This window comes from Streptomyces sp. 135, from assembly GCF_020026305.1.
In the GTDB taxonomy this organism is placed as follows: domain Bacteria; phylum Actinomycetota; class Actinomycetes; order Streptomycetales; family Streptomycetaceae; genus Streptomyces.
The window spans coordinates 3,205,864-3,222,325 of the sequence record NZ_CP075691.1 but is presented as its reverse complement, the minus strand read 5'-3'; the positions used below and the strand labels follow the sequence as shown (position 1 = coordinate 3,222,325).

The following is a 16,462-nucleotide window of genomic DNA, read 5'->3' as shown; positions in this document are numbered from 1 at the left end:
CTTGGCGGGCGCCGTCGGCCGGATCGAGCGCCCATGCAAAAATCCGGCCATGGCGGTGAAGTCGGAGCGGACGCCGGAGCGGATCTCTGAACGGGCCTCGGAACGGACCTCTGAACGGGCCTCGGGACGGGCCTCGGAGCGGACCATGGTGGCGGTCCTGATCAGGGACGGCGTACTCCCGATGGAGCTCGGCCTGGTGCACCAGCTGCTGGGCACGGCGCGCTCGGCGACGACCGGTGACCTCCTGTACGACGTCCGCACCTGCGCCCCGCGGCCCGGCAGGATCCGGACGGACGCGGACTTCCCGGTCTACGCGGCGCACGGCCTGGACGTGGTCGCGGCGGCGGACACGGTGATCGTCCCGGCGTCGCACGAGAGCGACGAGAGCCTGGGGCCGGGCTCCCTGCCCCCGGAGCTGGTCTCGGCCCTGTCGCCCCGGGAGGCCCGCCGGGTGGCGTCCATCTGCACGGGCGCGTTCGTCCTGGCGGCGGCCGGTCTCCTGGACGGCCGCCGGGCGACGACACACTGGCTGTCGTCGGACCGCTTCGCACGGACGTTCCCGGCGGTGCGGGTCGACGCGGACGTCCTCTACGTCGACGAGGGCGAGGTGCTCACCTCGGCGGGCGAGGCCGCGGGCATCGACCTGTGCCTGCATCTGATCCGCTCCGAGCACGGCGCGGCGGTCGCGGCGGAGGTGGCCCGCCGCACCGTCGTACCGCCCCACAGGGAGGGCGGCCAGGCCCAGTACATCCGACGCCCGCTGGCGGAACCGCGGCTGACGTCGACGGCGGGCGCCCGCGCCTGGGCCCTGGCACACCTCGCCGAACCCCTGACGCTGGCCGACCTGGCGGCGGTCGAATCGATGAGCGTACGCACCTTCAGCCGCCGCTTCCGCGAGGAGACGGGCCTGACGCCGATGCGGTGGCTGACGCAGCGCAGGGTGGAGCGGGCGCGCGAGCTCCTGGAGTCCACGGACCACACGGTCGACCGCATCGCGGCGGAGGCGGGCTTCGGCACGGGCGCGTCGCTGAGGCAGCACTTCGCGGCGGGGGTGGGGGTGTCGCCGGGGGTGTACCGGGCGACGTTCCGGGGGGCGCGGGCGGAGTGACGGGGCGGCGGCGTACCGGGGGCGGCCTGCCGGGGGTGGCCTGCTCGGCCCCGCCGGTCGCGTGCCGGGTTGGCTCAGCCCCCGCCGATCGCGTGCCCGGCCTGCTCAGCCCCGCCGGTCGGCGAACAGGTACGAGGCGACCCCGACGGCGCCGGCGACCCCGAGGACGGACGGCCAGGCGCCCACCTTCTTGGCCAGCGGGTGCGACCCGGCGAACCCGGCGACGTACGCGGCGCTGAGCGCGGCGGCGGTCTTCGCCCCGGCGTCCTCCCGCCACTGCCGGGCGGCGAGGCCCCCGGCGGCGGCGAGCACGACCCCGCCAAGGGGCCGCTTCTTGGTGAACCGGGCGACGCCGTACCCACCGATCAGCCCGCTCGCCGCCATGACCGCGCCCGGAATCCTCGCCATGATCGCCCTACCTCTCGCCAAAGTCTCTCTCGGCTCTCTCTCGGCTCTCTCGGCCCGAGGCTAACGCGCGGCGGCCGGAAACCGGCGGCCGGGATCAGAGCTTCGGTTCCATGGGGCCGGGCTGCGCGGCCGCCCACGCGGCGAGAACATCCACCGCGGCCGACCGCGGCGCACCGTCGACGGGCACCTCGTCCACCAGCCGCCGCTCGGCGTTGGGCAACGCCACGTCGCGATAGAACTGGAGGTCCTCGTGCCCGTTGAGGGCGGCGTCACGGGTGGTGGCGCCATAGACGACGCGCGGAATCCCGGCCCAGTAACAGGCGACGAGGCACATGGGGCAGGGCTCACTGCTCGCGTACAGCACACCGTCCGGGAAGGAGAACCGCCCGAGCCGCCGCCCGGCGTCCCGCAGGGCCATGACCTCGGCATGCGCGGTCGGATCACTCATCTCGACGACGGAGTTGACCCCGTCCCCCACCACTTCCCCACCCACGACGAGCACGGCCCCGAAGGGCTTCTTGCCGCCGTCGTCCAGCGCGCGCCGGGAGTTGGCGATGGCGTGGTCGAGGAACGTGCGGTCCTGGTCGTTCTCGGGGGCGTAGGGCAAGGGGTCTTCCTCTCTCGTACGTTTCACGGCACACCGTGCTTGCGGCGGGTTACACCCCGAAGCCGACCTCACACATAGACCTCGCTGCCCAGCGGCATCAGGAACGGTTGACCGTAACCGCGACGAACCGGGCCCAGGCCGAAGAGGAGACCAGGAGGTGGGGCCCATCCGCCTGCTTGGAGTCGCGTATAAGGACGCCACGAGGGAGGAACGCGGCCTCTAGGCACTCGGTGGTGTTGCCCCCGCTGTACGAAGACTTGAACCACGAGAGGGCTGAGGGCGTCAGGCACTCAACAGGCATTACAGCTCCTTGCGGACGCGTTGAATCATGGAGGAGGAAGCTTCCATGTCCAACGCTTGTGCGCGGAGGTAGTCGAACGCAAGCCGGTAGCGCTCCAGTTCCTCGTCCTTCTCCAGGAAGAGTGAGCCCGTGTGGAGGTCGACGTACACGACATCCAGCGCTGGCTCAGTACCGCCGATGATCACGAAGCTCCCGAGCGCGGCAGAGTGAGCCCCTTTGGAAAACGGCAGAACCTGAAGCGTGATGCCGGGCGACTCGTTCACTTCGAGAAGGCGGTCGAGTTGGCCTCTCATGGTTGAGGGGGAACCGACGACGCGACGGATGACGGACTCGTCGAGGATGGCCCACAGCCGAGGGGGGTCCGCTCTGTTAAGGATTTCCTGCCGCTTCATGCGGATGTTCACGAGCCGCTCAATCTCCGCTGGAGCGAGCCGCATTTCGTTGGCGTACTGGACGGCTGTGCTGTAAGCGCGTGTCTGCAGCAGTCCAGGGACGTAGACGCACGAGAAGTGGTCCTCTCGTACTGCCTCGTCCTCAAGCGTGAGGAGGAGGTTCATGCTCTCGGGGATCGAGTCAGTGAACGATCTCCACCATCCCTGCTGCTTGACATCCTTGGCGAGTGCCACGACCGCGCGGCGTTCGGCATCGCTTGCCGCGTACTCGCGGCAAAGGGCATCGATCACGAGCCACTTGACTGGGCCGGCCTGCGTCTCATACCGGCTAACTGTTGCCTTGGACACCCCGACGAGGGTGCCAGCTTCCTCAAGGGTCAGGCCCTTGCGGGCGCGCAGTTTTCGCATCATGGCGCCTAGTTGGCGTCGGCGTGTGGTGGTCCGTAGCGACATTTAGCTCCTCCCTGGAGGCCGGGCGCCCGACCCTAAGGGCCGGAATCAGGCTATGGCGCCGACGAGTTGACGTTCTAGTGCATTCACTCGAAGGGTCTTCATGAGAAGTTACATAGCGAGAGTTCTCTGTGCCATGCTGGCTGTAGTTCACTACGCGGTGTAGCCGTACGGATGCGGCAGGCGCAGCGCTGCGTGGCCTGGAGGGAGCCTCTCCATGTCCATTCACGAAGAGGGTGCAAGGCGGCCGCGGTGCGTCTTGCCGTTTGAGGCGGCGGCTGAGGAGCTGCATCAGCTCCGCAAGGAGGTGAAGCGCACCCTGGAGCAGTGGGGTGCGCGAGACCTCGCTGACGAGGCGGAACTGGTCGCGACCGAGCTGGTGACAAACGTCATCAAGCACGTTGGTGAAGGGGCGTCTGCGGCCCTGGTCCTCGAGGTGAGAGGTGACCGCCTTCGGGTGGAGGTGCACGACAAGAGCCGTACTGTGCCGGCTCTGCGTGTGGTGTGCGGGGAAGCGGAATGCGGGCGTGGCCTCCACCTGCTGGCCTCCCTGTGTGAGGAGTGGGGCACCCTGCTCACGGAGGCCGGAAAGGCCGTCTGGTGTGACCTCTCCATTGAGCCGGCCCGCCACTGCATGCGGGTACGGCGGGCCGCGCTGGTCCTTGCGGAGTACCGACGAGTGGCCGGCGCGAGTTCTGCCGTAATGCCGACTTCCGCAGTTCTAGAGGAGTCGGTCACGGATTTGATCACCGACCTGCTGCATTGGCTACAGGCGCAGGGCAGGGACCCGGACCAGACGCTTGACCGGGCGCAGATGCACTTCGAGGCGGAGGCTGACGTGGCGTAGGCGGGAGACGCCACGCTTGTCGGCACGGACGGAGTCAGTGGTTCTTAGCGGTTTTGGATCGCCGCCAATATGGTCTGGGCGTCGGCGACTTGGTCCTCGTCGAGCAGTGTCAGGGCGATGCGGATGGGGACCTGGATGTCCTCGCGGTCGGCAGCGGCGTGGAGCATCGCCTCGATCGCTTCCTCCGCTCCGGCCATGCGGAACGAGGTGACAGTCTGTGGAAACTCCTGCGTGCCCAGGTTCATGCCCAGCATCCACGCGATGAATTGCGCATGCCGAAACCGGCCCTCCGCCACGTGGTGGAGATAGTCGGCGATGTCGGTGGCGTGCTTGTCAGGAGCAAGGTGCCGGTCCCCCATCGGCCGGGGGACCGGCACCTTGGCCTGTACCGGCAAACGTGCGGCTTTCCTGCGGGCATGCAGCATGCGCCTTCTATGACTTCGTGTCCAGGCCTCAGAAGCCGGCCGCCGCCGCATGAGAGAGGCAAGAACTTGCGCGGCGGCATCGGGATCAGTTCTCTCGACCGTGGCGGCCGTGCGCAGGGCGAGGAGGTGTGGCAGTGAGTGCGGCAGCCTCATGTCACGTGCCTGCGCTTCTTCTTCGAGGACCTTGTAGATGCGCTCCAGCGGTCCCGGCTCGTCCGGTACGCGCTCCCCCTTGTAGCAGGAGATGCTGGACAGCCCCACACTCGCCTTGCTCGCGATCACCTTGTGGGGAACGGCCACGGCCTCCACGATCTCGCTGAAGGCGGCGAAGAACGCCTCCCTGATTCCCCCCGTGGGCCCGCCGTGTTGCGTGATTCTGTGTGCGGGTCGTTTGGTCATGCCAGCCCTTCGCCGCCGGTGCTCGAAGTTTGCGTAGACCTTCCATACTGCTCCGCCCGCCGCCAGGTTGAATAGGCATTTCGTCGATTGCGGCAGTGCAACATCTTGCAGCGCCGCAATCCATCGTCATGACTGGCTTTTGGCGGTGGCCTTGGGTCAGGGTCTCTAGTGCTGGCTGAAGCCGGAACGACCCTCGGCTTCGATGGGGACACAGGAGACCGGACGTAAGGGGTACGTGGTGGAGATGCCGTCGTGGACGGACACGAGGCTCGGCACGATGAAGCGCGCCGGCTTGTGGCTGGTGACCGTGGTGGGTGAAGGGAACGTCTTCACCAAGGAGGACGTGAAGGCGGCTTTCCCAGGGGTCAGTCAGGCCGACCGCCGGGTCCGTGACCTGCGGGACCACGGCTGGCAGATCAACACGAACCGTGAGGACGCTTCCCTCGGTCAGCATGAGCAGCGCTTCGTGAAGCAGGGGGAGCCGGTGTGGCAGCCGGGTAAGGGCACGCGGCCCGGTACCTCGATCACTCAGACCCGGCGGCGTGAAGTGCTCGCCCGGGACGGACACTTCTGCCGGTCGTGTGGCATCGCGCCAGGTGAGATCTACGCCGGCACCTATGAGTCGGCCCAGATCGACATCGCCCGCCGGGCGGTACGGCTGCCGGACGGTACTGAGGAGACGCAGCTCGTAGCCGAGTGCAACCGCTGCCGGGTAGGCGGGCGCGGCGCAGTGACCGCGGACATCGGGGACATGCTGAAGCGCGCCGAGGGGCTCAGCGGCCTGGACCGCAGGATGCTCTCATTCTGGATGGAGCGCGACCAGCGGGAGTTCAGCGCGGCGGAGGCGTTCTGGGCGGATTACCGGTCGCTTCCCGAAGAGTCGAGGGCGAAGATCCGTGAAGCTATGAAGCCGTCGGCCGAGTAGGCGGCGCGACCTCTTGTCATCTCGGCCACGCTTCCTCCCATGGGGCGGGAAGCGTGGCCGACAGCAGTAACGACCCTGTCAATTCAAGGAGGACCTGTGGGTAAGGACTTTGGCCGGCCGCCACTAGCGGATGAGAACAAGACGCGGGTCGATGAGCGGCTCAAGGAAGTCGCGGCCGGGAATGGCGTCCGCGAGACGCTCACCGTTGAGTGGCGTACGCAGCCGCTGCACGTCGAGGTCATCGACATGCCGGTGGAGGAGCTCTACTACAACCCGGGCACACATCGCATCCAGGCTCAGCGGAGCCACGACCTAGAGCGGGACAAGCTGCTTGATGAGTCGCCCTGGGCACCGGACAGCCAGGATTATCTCCACCACCTGCTGCGGATGCTGCCGGAGGACCCTTCCAAGGAAGACCCCGATTTCAGGGAGTTGATGGAAAGCCTTCGCACCGACCGTCAGAAGGAACCCGGTCTCATCACGCGGGACGGTGTCCTTGTTAATGGCAACACGCGTCGTGCAGCCCTCAAGGAGCTGGGTGTCACAAACATCCGGGTCGGTGTGCTGCCCGAGTCGTGCACGTGGGACGACATCAACTCGGTGGAGTTGTCTCTCCAGCTCCGGCCGGATCAACGCCGCGAATACTCTTACATCAACCGGCTTCTGGCCATGGAGGAGCAACACCATTCGGGACGTACGCTCGCGGATGTGGCCCGGGAGTTCCGCATCCGTACCCAAACGTGTGAGCAGGACCTATGGGTTCTGTCCTGCCTCCGCGATCTGATCGAGCGGTCAAATGACGGGCGTGCGCGGCTCCGACTGCTGGACTTCGAGAAGCACCAGGAGAAACTCCGCGAGGTGTATCGCCGGTACTCGAAGGAGTCTTTGGTAAGCAGGGACAATGCGGAACGTCTCAAGGAGACGCGGCTTGCGGCCATCGTCCTTGAGTTCTCCAAGACTGACGTACGTCTTATCGAACCCGATTTCAGGGAACGCTACTTGGACAAGAGGTTGCCAGCCGCATTGAGGACGGAACCCGGCGCCCCGGCGGCAGGTGTGGCCATCCCCGGGCTCAACCGGACCGTCAAGTCCACTGCGCCTGCGGTCGCCCAGGCCAAAGCGCTGACCGACATAATTCTGAAAGCGAAGGCCGTCACGACCGTGGAAGACGCCTTGCTCACCGAGCGCAGCAAGGCGGCCGCCGAGACGTTCAGTGCCGCACAAGAGGCATTCGAGAACGCCCTGGAGCCCGCGGGCAAGGACGCTCGGGTCCGTAAGCGCAAGCAAGCGGCACAAGACCGCATCACGGATGCCTGCCAGGACATCGAGCAGTGCATCACAGACCTCACGCTCGCCAAGGCTTCGGGCAGCCTTGATGAGGAGGCTTTCGATGAGGCGGTCCTGAACCTCCGCGAGACTCTGACGAAGCTCGCGGTAGCGACCCAGCGCAGTATCAAAGCACCTGGCGACGGCGTCTCCTGGCTTCGTGAATCGGTTCGGAAGGAGGGAGTGTGACCGCGACCGCGGAACCATCACTGCGCATCACCTCTGACGTCACCCGCACACGTGCCGTCCTGCGTGCGGCCCCGGGCCATGAAGGCGATTTCGCCAGGCTGGCAGCTCGGTTCCCCGCTGCCGGGCAGCGCACTCTCCTGTCAGTGGAAGTCGAACTAGATGACTTCCTCACCGGGCTAGAGGCACTGACTGTCTGGCCTCACCCTGATGTGGAGTGGGAAGAAGAGCTGGCGACCCTTGTCGGCGGCGTGCTCGATGACGCTGAGCGTGCCGAGCAGTGGCTGGAGGAGCCCGCCGCGGCTCCTGCCGTCACGGCGGACACTGTTCTGGACCAGCTCGGCTCGGAGTGGCGCGCTGATCTTACTGACTTCCAGCGACGGGACATCGCGCGTCTCCTGTCCCTGCGGCACGGAGCGAACTTCTCCGTGCCAGGGGCGGGTAAGACCCGTGTTGGCCTCGCGGTGTTCGCCGCGATGCGGGAACGGGGCGACGCGAGTCGGCTGCTCGTCGTCAGCCCCAAGTCCGCTTACGAGTCATGGGGCTACGAGAGCGCGGTGTGCTTCAAGGAGCCGCTTGCCGCCCGGGTTATGAAGGGAACCCCCGGCCCGGGAACGGATGTCTTGATCGTGAACTACGAGCGGCTTGACCGCTCTCTCGCTGGGCTCGCGACCTGGCTTCGTTGCGCACCATCGATGATCATCCTCGACGAGGCGCACCGCATGAAGCTTGGAGCACGGGGCATCTACGGCAGCGCCTGCATGGCTCTGGGGCCGCTGGCTCGGCGGCGCCTCATCCTCACCGGAACGCCCGCCCCCAACGGAGCGCGCGACCTGGAGAACTTGTTGTCCTTCGTCTGGCCTGGACACGGCCGCAGAGTGGTCACCAATGCCGTAGCCGGTGGAGATCTCTCCCATGCGAGTACGGTGCTGCGCCCATTGTTCACCCGGACCACCAAGAACGAACTCGGGCTCCCCCCCTTCGAAACGCGCATTCGGCATGTAGCACTGCCACCTCTGCACCGAGAGATATACGACGCGCTCGTCGGTCGTTACACCATCCGGGCCGAGGCAGGCCGGGAGGACTTCGATGCCCTGGGCAAGGCCATGCTGCGCCTGCTCATGGCGGCGACCAGTCCCGCTCTGCTTATGGAGGGAGAGAGCCGGTATGCGCCCCTTGACTATCGAGTTCCACCTTTGGAAGTGCCGCAGACGGACTCTCTTTACTCGCTTCTCAAACAACTGCCTGACTATGAGCTCTCCCCGAAGTACAAGGAAGCGCTGAGCATCGTCGCGGAGAACGCGGCTTTGGGGCGGAAGACGCTGGTATGGACGACCTTCGTGCGAAGCATCACCACGATGGAGCGGCTCTTCTCCGCTTACCAGCCAGCGGTGGTGCACGGGGGGACACCCGACCGCGAGGAGCAGCTCAAAAGATTCAGGGAAGACCCTGACTGTCATGTGCTTCTCTCTAACCCCGCGACCTTGGGTGAGGGAATCAGTTTGCACCACGTATGCCATGACGCCGTGTACGTGGACCGTGACTTCATGGCAGGCCGGTTCTTGCAAAGCCTCGACCGTATTCACCGGCTCGGGCTTGCCCCTGGAACAGAGACACGGGTCACGGCACTAGCGGCGGAGGGGACGATCGACGAGGTAGTTGCCTTGCGGTTGGGCGAAAAGCTCGAATTCATGGGGAAGATCCTGGATGATCCATCCGTGCAGCAGCTCGCGGATCTTCAGGAGGAGCCCTCGCTCACGGCAGGTATGGACATGGCTGATGTGCGAGCGCTCCTGCGGCACATCGATTCTCATGCCGTGAGGTGAAGAGGGGCCGCGACGCGTGGTGGTCCGTCGGGTCGCCGGCTGTGGGGAATATCCGCGCTCCGGGGAGAGGCACCCGTCTGATCCAGGGCCTCCGCGATAGCGCTGCCGACCGCTCGCGCCATGGGCGGTGGAAACGCGTTGCCCACTTGTCGGCAGACGGACGTCTTGCCTCCTGCGAACGTCCAGTCCGGTGGAAACCCCTGAAGTAGAGCGAGTTGTTTCGCGGTCAGCTTCACCGGTAGCTGGTCATGAGGTGATGGGGGCTCATCGGCGACGCTGGAGCCGTTCACCCCGATCTCCGCCCAAACCTGTCTTGCCCGGGATGGCCCCAGATCGGGACCCCCGTGCTTCCGTGAGCCACCGCACAATGTCGGCGCGATGCGCTGGGCCTGAGAGGCCCAAGGGTCGGCGAGTTCCCAGCCCCTGGATGCCATGGACTCCCGCAGCACGTCGCCTACATGGACTGTCTCCGTAGTGAGCGTGAGCGGTTCAGGCCAGCGGAAGTTGGCGAAGGTCTGGGTCTCCAGGCCTACCAAGACCGCGCGCGGCCGCAACTGCGGAACACCGAAGTCGCGGGCATACAGCAGACGCCACTCTGCGGTGTAGCCAAGGCTTGAGAGAGTGCGGAGGATGTCAGCCCGGTAGGCCGAGAACTTCTCCTGAAGCAGCCCTCTGACGTTCTCGAGGAGGATCGCCCTCGGCTGGACAGTCGGCACGAGGGCGAGTACCGCGGGGATCAGATCACGTTCGTCGAGCAGCCCCAGCTGTCGGCCGGCGACCGAGAAGGGCGGACACGGCGCCCCGGCCGCCATGAGGCAGGGGCGGGCCAAGGTCGCGGCCCGCTCACATTCCGCTGACCGGATGTCTGCTTGCAAGACGTTCCAGTCCGGTCGGTTCTGCCGCAGCGTCTGGCAGGCGTCGCGGTCGAGCTCTACCAGTGCCTGGTGATGGAAGCCGGCCTGCGCGAGGCCAAGAGCCTGGCCGCCGGCTCCGGCGCACAGCTCGACGCACGTGCGGTCGCTGGTTGTGACGGTTTCATGGAGCACTGCTGATCCCATCGATGCAGGACTTGAGGGTCGCAGGAAGCTTGCCGCTACTTGCCGCGGCAAGTAGCGGCAAGCTACGGTTTCCATCCGATGGGGGCACCCATAGAACGTATGAGCGATCGGTGAGCGAGTGACTGAATCAGAGTTGAGCTGGCGGAACGAGGGCCTGGGCACGCGGGTCCGCGTCGCGTTGTGGCTTCGCGATGAGGTCGGCGAGGGGGGGGTCTTCTCCAGAGCCAGACTCCGCGCGGCGATTCAAGGTGCGGAGCAGGTGGATCGCCGCATGCGCGACCTGCGTCCTGCCGGATGGGTCATCAGGACCAACCGTGACCGGCCGAGCCTGCAGCCTGACCAGCTGTACCTGGAGGCGATTGGGCGCCCTGTCTGGGAGCCCGAGCACAGGGCGGCAGGTCTGCGTCAGATCAGTTCCAAGACCAGGCGGCTGGTGCTGGAGCGGGACGGCCACGCCTGTCGCCGGTGCGGGCATGCGGCTGGCGAGGCGTACGCGGATGATCCGAGCGCACATGTACGGCTCACCGTGGGGCACGTGAACCCGCACAGGTCCGGCAGCGCGGCCGAGGCTGAGGACCTGATTACGGAGTGCGCTCGCTGCAACGAGACCGTGAGGCACCTCACGGGGGTGCAGATGACCAAGGAGCAGGTCTGGGACCGGGTGACGGAGTTGCGCAGGCGCGATAAGCAGGAGCTGCTCAGCTGGATGAAAGCCGATGGGCGTGCCATGTCACAGATGGAAAGGGTATGGGCGATGTACCGGCAGCTTCCGGCGGTCCTGAGGGAGGATCTCAGGAGGGACTTGGACGGTCTCTTGGGAAGCTGACACCTCTCTGAGGTAGTCGGCCGGTCATGTGCCTCCTGGTCCGGAGGGATGCGACACTTGCGTGTCTGCAACATCGCCGTACCAGGAGGAGCCGATGGGGACCGCCCGCCACAAGCTGACCTCGATCGAGATCTGCGCGGGTGCCGGCGGCCAAGCTGTTGGGCTTCACCAGGCTGGCTTCCGGCACCTCGCGCTGGTGGAGATCGACAAGCATGCCGCTGAGACGCTGAGGATGAATATCGCGGCGCGTCCCTCGTGGAGCTGGGAGAAGGAGCACTGCCTGGTTCGTGAGGTGGACGTCACGAAGTTTGAGCCGCTTGAGGAAGTTCCTGACCCGGAGAGCCATGAGGCGAAGCGGGGTTCTGGTCGGCAGAAGCAGATGCTCCGCCGGGGACAGCTTGATCTTCTTGCTGGTGGCGTTCCCTGCCCGCCCTTTTCGGCGGCGGGGCATCAGCTGGGCCGGGACGATGAACGTGATCTTTTCCCTCGCATGTTGGATCTCGTTGAGGAACTAAGGCCTCGCGCGGTCATGATCGAGAACGTCCGGGGGCTGGTGCAGCCGGAGCGTAAGTTCCGCTATTACCGCAACCACATCAAGAACCGGCTGCGGAAAGCCGACTATGTCATCTGCGGCTGGCGCGTTCTGGAAGCCCAGGACTACGGGGTTCCTCAGCTCAGGCCCCGCGCCATCCTGGTCGCAATCCGCAAGGACGAGTACCGCGGCTTCGACTGGCCAGTTCCTCAGAAGAAGCTGTTCCGGGTAGTCGATGCACTGGGACCCAGCATGAAAAGGCGGCTTGGGGCGGGTACCGAACGCTTCGAGAAGTGGCACCGTGACGCGAATCTCGGCACTGTCGCTCCGACGCTGGTGGGGGGGTCCAAGAAGCACGGCGGAGCGGACCTTGGTCCGACCCGGGCGAAGAAGGCCTGGGCGGCTCTGGGCATTGATGGCATGGGTGTAGCCAATGACGAGATCAGCATGGTTGACCCTGACCGGGACCTGGGCAACCTGACTAGGGGACCTAAGCTCACGGTCCAGCAAGCTGCCATCATCCAGGGCTTCCCAGGCGACGAGGACCCTGAGGGCCCGTGGCAGTTCAGCGGAGGCAAGACGGCCCGCTATCGTCAGGTTGGTAACGCGTTTCCGCCTCCGGTCGCCGAGGCTGTGGGCAGAGCCATTCATGCGGCACTGTCCCGTAAGGGCCCGGTTCTTGAGGATCCGAACCCTGCGTATGAGCCTGAGGACGATCCGTCACTGGTCGCCGCTGAGATTCCTATGCAGCAGAGCCTGCCGACGCTCGAGGACGACGCGGAGAACGCTGCTAGCGCACTCCTCCGGTGACTCGTGTTCCCAGAAGCGGAGAACCGTCCATCCGGCCGCTGACAGCTGCTCATCGGTGTCACGGTCGCGCTTCACATTGCGGACGACTTTCTCGGACCAGTAGCCGGAATTGGTCTTAGGCGGGACGTAGTGCTCAGGGCACCCGTGCCAATAGCAACCGTCAACGAAGACCGCGACCTTTATGGGCCGGAAGACGATGTCGGCTGTACGCCGGAGGCCAGGAAGAGGTTTCGCGGCGACGCGGTACCGCAGCCCCTGAGCGTGCAGCAGGCGACGGAGCAGCCATTCCGGCTTGGTATCCCTGCTCCGGATCGCCTGCATGTTGCGCCGCCGGGCCGCCGACGAGGCCCATGATCCCGCTGGAGGGGTCCATTCTGCGTTCTCGGGCACGGCGTCGTTCTCCCAATGGCGCTGCTGAGATAGAACAAGAGGGCAGCATCAGGTGGTGCTGTTACCACCATGGCACGCCCCATACGCCACCCCCGACCCACACCAGCACCCCTCCGCCCCCTCCGGCGGCCATGTCACCGCGCGGCCCCGTGCCGCCAGTGTCGTCGCGTACTGGGGAAGCAGTTCCGGGTCGGCCGGGGAGGTGGACTCCGAGGCTGCGAAGGCCTCGTAGGACGGGACCGTGCCGGTGACGATGCCGAGGTTCGGGGTGCCGGAGGCGGACAGTTCGCGCAACGAGGACTCTATGGTCGCCAAGTGTGCCGCGTGGGAGGGGTATTCGGCCGTCAGGGACGGGTACGCCGTGAGGAGTTCCGTCAGTTCCGGTTCCGGCCAGTGCAGGATCGCCACCGGGAAGGGGCGGGACAGGGCCTCGCGGTACGAGCCCAGTTCCGCCTGGAGGCGGGTGATCTCCGCGCGGAGCTCCGCCGGGTTCTCCGAGCCGAGCGACCAGAGCCGCTTCGGGTCGTGGAGTTCGTCCAGGGGGACGCGGGCCGTGGAAATCCGGTCCGCCAGGGCGTCCCACGCGTCGTGGTCGGCGCCCAGGAGGCGGCGTACGCGGTGGCGGCCGAAGAGGAGGGGGTGCGTCGTGTACGGGGGGTCCTGGATGGCGTCCGGGGGAAGCAGCAGGGTCGCCGCCTCCGTCAAGGTGGCGTGGGCCTGTTCCAGTTCGTCGTGGGATTCGAGGGACTCCGCCACGATCACCCACGGCGCCGGGTCCCGGGGTGCCGCCGTGCGCACGCCCTCGATGATCGCCCTCGCCTCCGCCTCGTGGCCGTACTCCCAGAGGTTCGCGGCCTTCAGGGCGCGGATGAGGAGAGGGGCGGCCGGGGGGCGCTCGGCTTCCGCCGACAGCAGGCGGTCGTAGAGCGTCGTCGCGCGGTCGCGGGCGCCGGCCAGTTCGAGGTGGGCGGCGGCCTGGAGGAGCAGGTGTTCGGCGTCCTCCGGGTACAGGCCGGCCGTGCGTTCCAGGCGCGCGGCTTCGGCGATGTGGTCGGCGTCGACGTGATCGGCAGCGGCGGCAGGCTTCTCGGGGCGCATACGGGACACCGTACTGCCGAGCGGGTCTCTTGCAGGAGGGCCGGTTCGGTGGATGGTCCCGGCTGCCCCTGGCCCGGCCATGGATTGTTCCGGGGGCAGCGCCTATCCTCCGGGCGGCCGTCCGTCGCGGGGGTGTGAGGGAGGCGTCGTGCGGGAGCGGGTTCCGGTTCCGGTGGTGCAGCAGGGGCGCGGCGCCCGGCGGCCCCTCTGGGCGCGCGTGCTGTGGGGCGGGGGCGAGGCCGCCGTCACTCTCGGGCTCGTACTCCTTCTGTTCGTCGCCCATCAACTGTGGTGGACCAACCGGCAGGCCCGCGCCGCCGCCGAGCGCACGGTCCAAGCCCTTGAGGAGGAGTGGGGGGCTTCAGCTCCGGCTCCAGATTCAGCTCCGGCTCCGGCTCCGGCTCCGGATTCAGCTTCAGATCCAGATTCAGCTCCGGCTCCGACTCCGGCTTCAGATCCAGCTTCAGATCCAGATCCAGCTTCGTCCTCGGGGAGCGCCGCCCGTTCCTCGGGGCCTTCGGTCGGCGGGGCCTCCGACCAGGCCTACGCCATCCTCCGCATCCCCGAGCTCGGCGTCCGCGTCCCCGTCGCCGAGGGCATCCGCAAGAGCGGCGTGCTCGACCAGGGATACGTCGGGCACTATCCCCGTACCGCCCAGCCCGGCCGGGCCGGGAACTTCGCCCTCGCCGGGCACCGCAACACCCACGGCGAGCCCTTCCGGTACATCAACCGGCTGCGGAGAGGGGACGAGCTGCGGGTCGAGACCCGGAGCGCCGTGTACACCTACGTCGTCGACAAGCTGCTGGAGCGGACCTCCGCCCGTGACGGGGGTGTCCTGCGGGACGTGCCGCGCAGCGAGGTGCGGAAGGGGTACGGGTACGGCGCGCCGGGGTACTACATCACGCTCACCACCTGCACCCCCGAGTACACCTCCAAGTACCGGCTCGTCGTGTGGGGGACCCTGCGGTCCATGCGACCCCGATAGGGCCTCGGCGCGGCCCCCGGCAGGAGCCTCAGCCCCGCCTCTCCCGCAGCAGCAGGACGCCCGCCGCTGCCAGTACGCCGAGCCCCGCCGAGACCAGCATCGCGACGTCCGCGCCGTGTGCGAGGTCCCCCGAGGCCGTGGAGACCGCGATCATCAGGGCGACGCCCGCCGCCGAACCGATGTACCGCGCCGTGTTGTTGGCCCCCGACCCCATCGCCGCGCGGTCGGCCGGCACGGACTCGACGGCCAGCAGCGGGAGCGCGGCGTTCAGGAGGCCGCTGCCCGCGCCGGAGATCAGGAGGCCGGGCAGGAGGCGGGGCCACGAGCCGGACGAGGCCGCGCCCAGCATCGTCAGGACGGCCGCGACGTGCAGCCCGAAGCCGAGGGCCAGCTGGTGGCGCGCGGAGATCCGGCCCCCGAGCCGCCTCGCCTGGAGCGCCACGGCGAAGGAGGCGCCGGACCAGAGGAAGATCAGCCAGGCGGCACCCATCGCCGACATGCCGATCGTGTGCTGCAGCAGCGCCGGCAGGTAGCTGAACAGCGCGATCACGGAGAAACCGGTGAACAGCGCCCCGGCGGACGAGGCGAGGAAGAGCGGGCGGCGCAGCAGGCCGAGGTCCAGGACCGGTGCCGCCGCGCGGCGCTCCACGGCCACGAAGAGCCCGGTGAGCAGCACGGCCGCCAGGAGCAGGGCGCCCACCGGCGCGCGCAGCCAGCCGTCGCGGCCCAGAGTGAGCGCGGCCACCAGCGCGGTCGCCGCGAGTCCGAGCGTGAGCGCCCCGGCCAGGTCGGTCCGGCCGCCCCGCGGCGTGCGGGACTCCGTCAGCGCGCGCGGGGCGAAGGCGGCGACGATCAGGGAGGCGGCGCCCAGCACGGCGTACGCCCACCGCCAGTCGGCCGCGGCGAGCCCGCCCGCGACGAGCGGGCCCACCGCGATGCCGCCGCTGACGCACGCCCCCCAGATGCCGGTCGCCCTGACGCGGCCGTGCCCGGCGGGGAAGGCGTGCACGAGCAGGCCGAGGCTGGTCGCGAGGATCGCCGCGCTCGCCGCGCCCTGGGCGACGCGGGCGAGGGTGAACAGCAGGGTGGTCTGCGCGAGCGCGCCCAGCGCGGTGGCGACGCCGAGTCCGGCCGTGCCCCAGAGGAACACCCGCCGCCTGCCGTGGTCGTCGGCGATGCTGCCGGCGGCCAGGAGGAACGCGGCGAGGCCGAGCGGGGTGCCGTTGAGCAGCCAGGCCTGGGCGGTGAGCGAGGTGCCGAGGGACGCCGCCGTGTCGGGGAGGATGACGGCCGGCGCGGTGTAGGTCATCAGGGCCACGGCGGTGGCGGCGCTCGTGACGGCGAGGGTCGCGGTGGGACGGGGCGCGCGGTCCGCCCCGCCCTGGAGGGGAGCGGGCCGGGGCGGGGTGGACCGGGGCGGTGCGGTGGTCTGGGCCGGGGCGGTGGATTCGCCCGGTGTGGAGCGGGGCATGGCTCGGCGCCTCCTAGGTTCAGTGAATGAACTCTCAAGTGCGGCTCACGGTAGCAGTGGAAGTTCATTCATTGAACCTGGATGTCCCGAGT

General features: G+C 67.8%; 17 protein-coding genes. 8 read left to right on the top strand and 9 right to left on the bottom strand.

The window, feature by feature from the left end:
* The first annotated feature begins 145 nt into the window (after window positions 1-145).
* Complete coding sequence (locus KKZ08_RS14450) at window positions 146-1,108, top strand: helix-turn-helix domain-containing protein (RefSeq protein WP_223779055.1); 963 nt, start codon at window positions 146-148, stop codon at window positions 1,106-1,108.
* A 105-nt stretch (window positions 1,109-1,213) separates the two neighbouring features.
* Here the strand turns inward: KKZ08_RS14450 and KKZ08_RS14445 are convergent, their stop codons facing one another.
* The 4 genes from KKZ08_RS14445 to KKZ08_RS14430 all read right to left on the bottom strand — a co-directional run bounded on the left by KKZ08_RS14445 (window position 1,214) and on the right by KKZ08_RS14430 (window position 3,269).
* Complete coding sequence (locus tag KKZ08_RS14445; RefSeq protein WP_223774834.1) at window positions 1,214-1,516, bottom strand: hypothetical protein; 303 nt, start codon at window positions 1,514-1,516, stop codon at window positions 1,214-1,216.
* A gap of 94 nt (window positions 1,517-1,610) precedes the next feature.
* Window positions 1,611-2,123, bottom strand: coding sequence for a nucleoside deaminase (locus tag KKZ08_RS14440; RefSeq protein ID WP_223774833.1), 513 nt, complete (start codon window positions 2,121-2,123; stop codon window positions 1,611-1,613).
* A gap of 97 nt (window positions 2,124-2,220) precedes the next feature.
* Window positions 2,221-2,424 carry a DUF397 domain-containing protein gene (locus KKZ08_RS14435; protein ID WP_223774832.1) on the bottom strand — a complete coding sequence of 68 codons (204 nt, stop codon included), beginning with the start codon at window positions 2,422-2,424 and terminating at the stop codon, window positions 2,221-2,223.
* Window positions 2,424-3,269, bottom strand: a complete 846-nt coding sequence (locus KKZ08_RS14430; RefSeq protein ID WP_223774831.1) for a helix-turn-helix transcriptional regulator — start codon at window positions 3,267-3,269, stop codon at window positions 2,424-2,426. The genes KKZ08_RS14435 and KKZ08_RS14430 overlap by 1 nt, the downstream gene beginning before the upstream one ends.
* A gap of 214 nt (window positions 3,270-3,483) precedes the next feature.
* On the opposite strand from KKZ08_RS14430, the gene KKZ08_RS14425 reads away from it, so the two are divergent.
* On the top strand, window positions 3,484-4,113 hold the full coding sequence (locus KKZ08_RS14425; protein WP_223774830.1) for an ATP-binding protein: 630 nt from the start codon (window positions 3,484-3,486) through the stop codon (window positions 4,111-4,113).
* A gap of 44 nt (window positions 4,114-4,157) precedes the next feature.
* Here the strand turns inward: KKZ08_RS14425 and KKZ08_RS14420 are convergent, their stop codons facing one another.
* Entirely contained in the window at window positions 4,158-4,937 is a 780-nt protein-coding gene (locus KKZ08_RS14420; RefSeq protein WP_223774829.1) for a hypothetical protein, read from the bottom strand.
* 238 nt (window positions 4,938-5,175) lie between these two features.
* On the opposite strand from KKZ08_RS14420, the gene KKZ08_RS14415 reads away from it, so the two are divergent.
* From KKZ08_RS14415 to KKZ08_RS14405, 3 genes are all read left to right on the top strand, one after another.
* Window positions 5,176-5,862, top strand: a complete 687-nt coding sequence (locus KKZ08_RS14415) for a hypothetical protein (protein WP_223779054.1) — start codon at window positions 5,176-5,178, stop codon at window positions 5,860-5,862.
* Window positions 5,863-5,958: 96 nt separating this feature from the next.
* The gene (locus KKZ08_RS14410; RefSeq protein ID WP_223774828.1) at window positions 5,959-7,377 is read left to right on the top strand and encodes a ParB/RepB/Spo0J family partition protein; all 1,419 of its coding nucleotides are present in this window, start codon (window positions 5,959-5,961) and stop codon (window positions 7,375-7,377) included.
* Window positions 7,374-9,200, top strand: a complete 1,827-nt coding sequence (locus KKZ08_RS14405) for a DEAD/DEAH box helicase (protein WP_223774827.1) — start codon at window positions 7,374-7,376, stop codon at window positions 9,198-9,200. Before KKZ08_RS14410 ends, KKZ08_RS14405 begins: the two co-directional genes overlap by 4 nt.
* Here KKZ08_RS14405 and dcm (KKZ08_RS14400) read toward each other — a convergent pair.
* On the bottom strand, window positions 9,185-10,258 hold the full coding sequence (gene dcm, locus KKZ08_RS14400; protein WP_223774826.1) for a DNA (cytosine-5-)-methyltransferase: 1,074 nt from the start codon (window positions 10,256-10,258) through the stop codon (window positions 9,185-9,187). The genes KKZ08_RS14405 and dcm (KKZ08_RS14400) overlap by 16 nt on opposite strands.
* Before the next feature lie 271 nt (window positions 10,259-10,529).
* Between dcm (KKZ08_RS14400) and KKZ08_RS14395 the strand changes: the two genes are divergently transcribed.
* Together KKZ08_RS14395 and dcm (KKZ08_RS14390) are read left to right on the top strand one after the other, a co-directional pair.
* The gene (locus KKZ08_RS14395) at window positions 10,530-11,084 is read left to right on the top strand and encodes an HNH endonuclease (protein ID WP_223774825.1); all 555 of its coding nucleotides are present in this window, start codon (window positions 10,530-10,532) and stop codon (window positions 11,082-11,084) included.
* Between the two features lie 94 nt (window positions 11,085-11,178).
* Entirely contained in the window at window positions 11,179-12,426 is a 1,248-nt protein-coding gene (gene dcm / locus KKZ08_RS14390; protein WP_223774824.1) for a DNA (cytosine-5-)-methyltransferase, read from the top strand.
* On the opposite strand, the gene KKZ08_RS14385 is transcribed toward dcm (KKZ08_RS14390), so the two are convergent.
* Both KKZ08_RS14385 and KKZ08_RS14380 read right to left on the bottom strand, forming a co-directional pair.
* Window positions 12,337-12,816, bottom strand: a complete 480-nt coding sequence (locus KKZ08_RS14385) for a very short patch repair endonuclease (protein ID WP_223774823.1) — start codon at window positions 12,814-12,816, stop codon at window positions 12,337-12,339. The genes dcm (KKZ08_RS14390) and KKZ08_RS14385 overlap by 90 nt on opposite strands.
* 48 nt (window positions 12,817-12,864) lie before the next feature.
* Entirely contained in the window at window positions 12,865-13,914 is a 1,050-nt protein-coding gene (locus tag KKZ08_RS14380) for an SEC-C domain-containing protein (RefSeq protein WP_223774822.1), read from the bottom strand.
* Between the two features lie 172 nt (window positions 13,915-14,086).
* On the opposite strand from KKZ08_RS14380, the gene KKZ08_RS14375 reads away from it, so the two are divergent.
* Window positions 14,087-14,899 (top strand): class E sortase, encoded by an 813-nt coding sequence (locus KKZ08_RS14375; RefSeq protein ID WP_223779053.1) that lies wholly within the window; start codon window positions 14,087-14,089, stop codon window positions 14,897-14,899.
* 28 nt (window positions 14,900-14,927) lie between these two features.
* Here the strand turns inward: KKZ08_RS14375 and KKZ08_RS14370 are convergent, their stop codons facing one another.
* Window positions 14,928-16,370 carry an MFS transporter gene (locus KKZ08_RS14370; RefSeq protein ID WP_223774821.1) on the bottom strand — a complete coding sequence of 481 codons (1,443 nt, stop codon included), beginning with the start codon at window positions 16,368-16,370 and terminating at the stop codon, window positions 14,928-14,930.
* Window positions 16,371-16,462 lie beyond the last annotated feature (92 nt).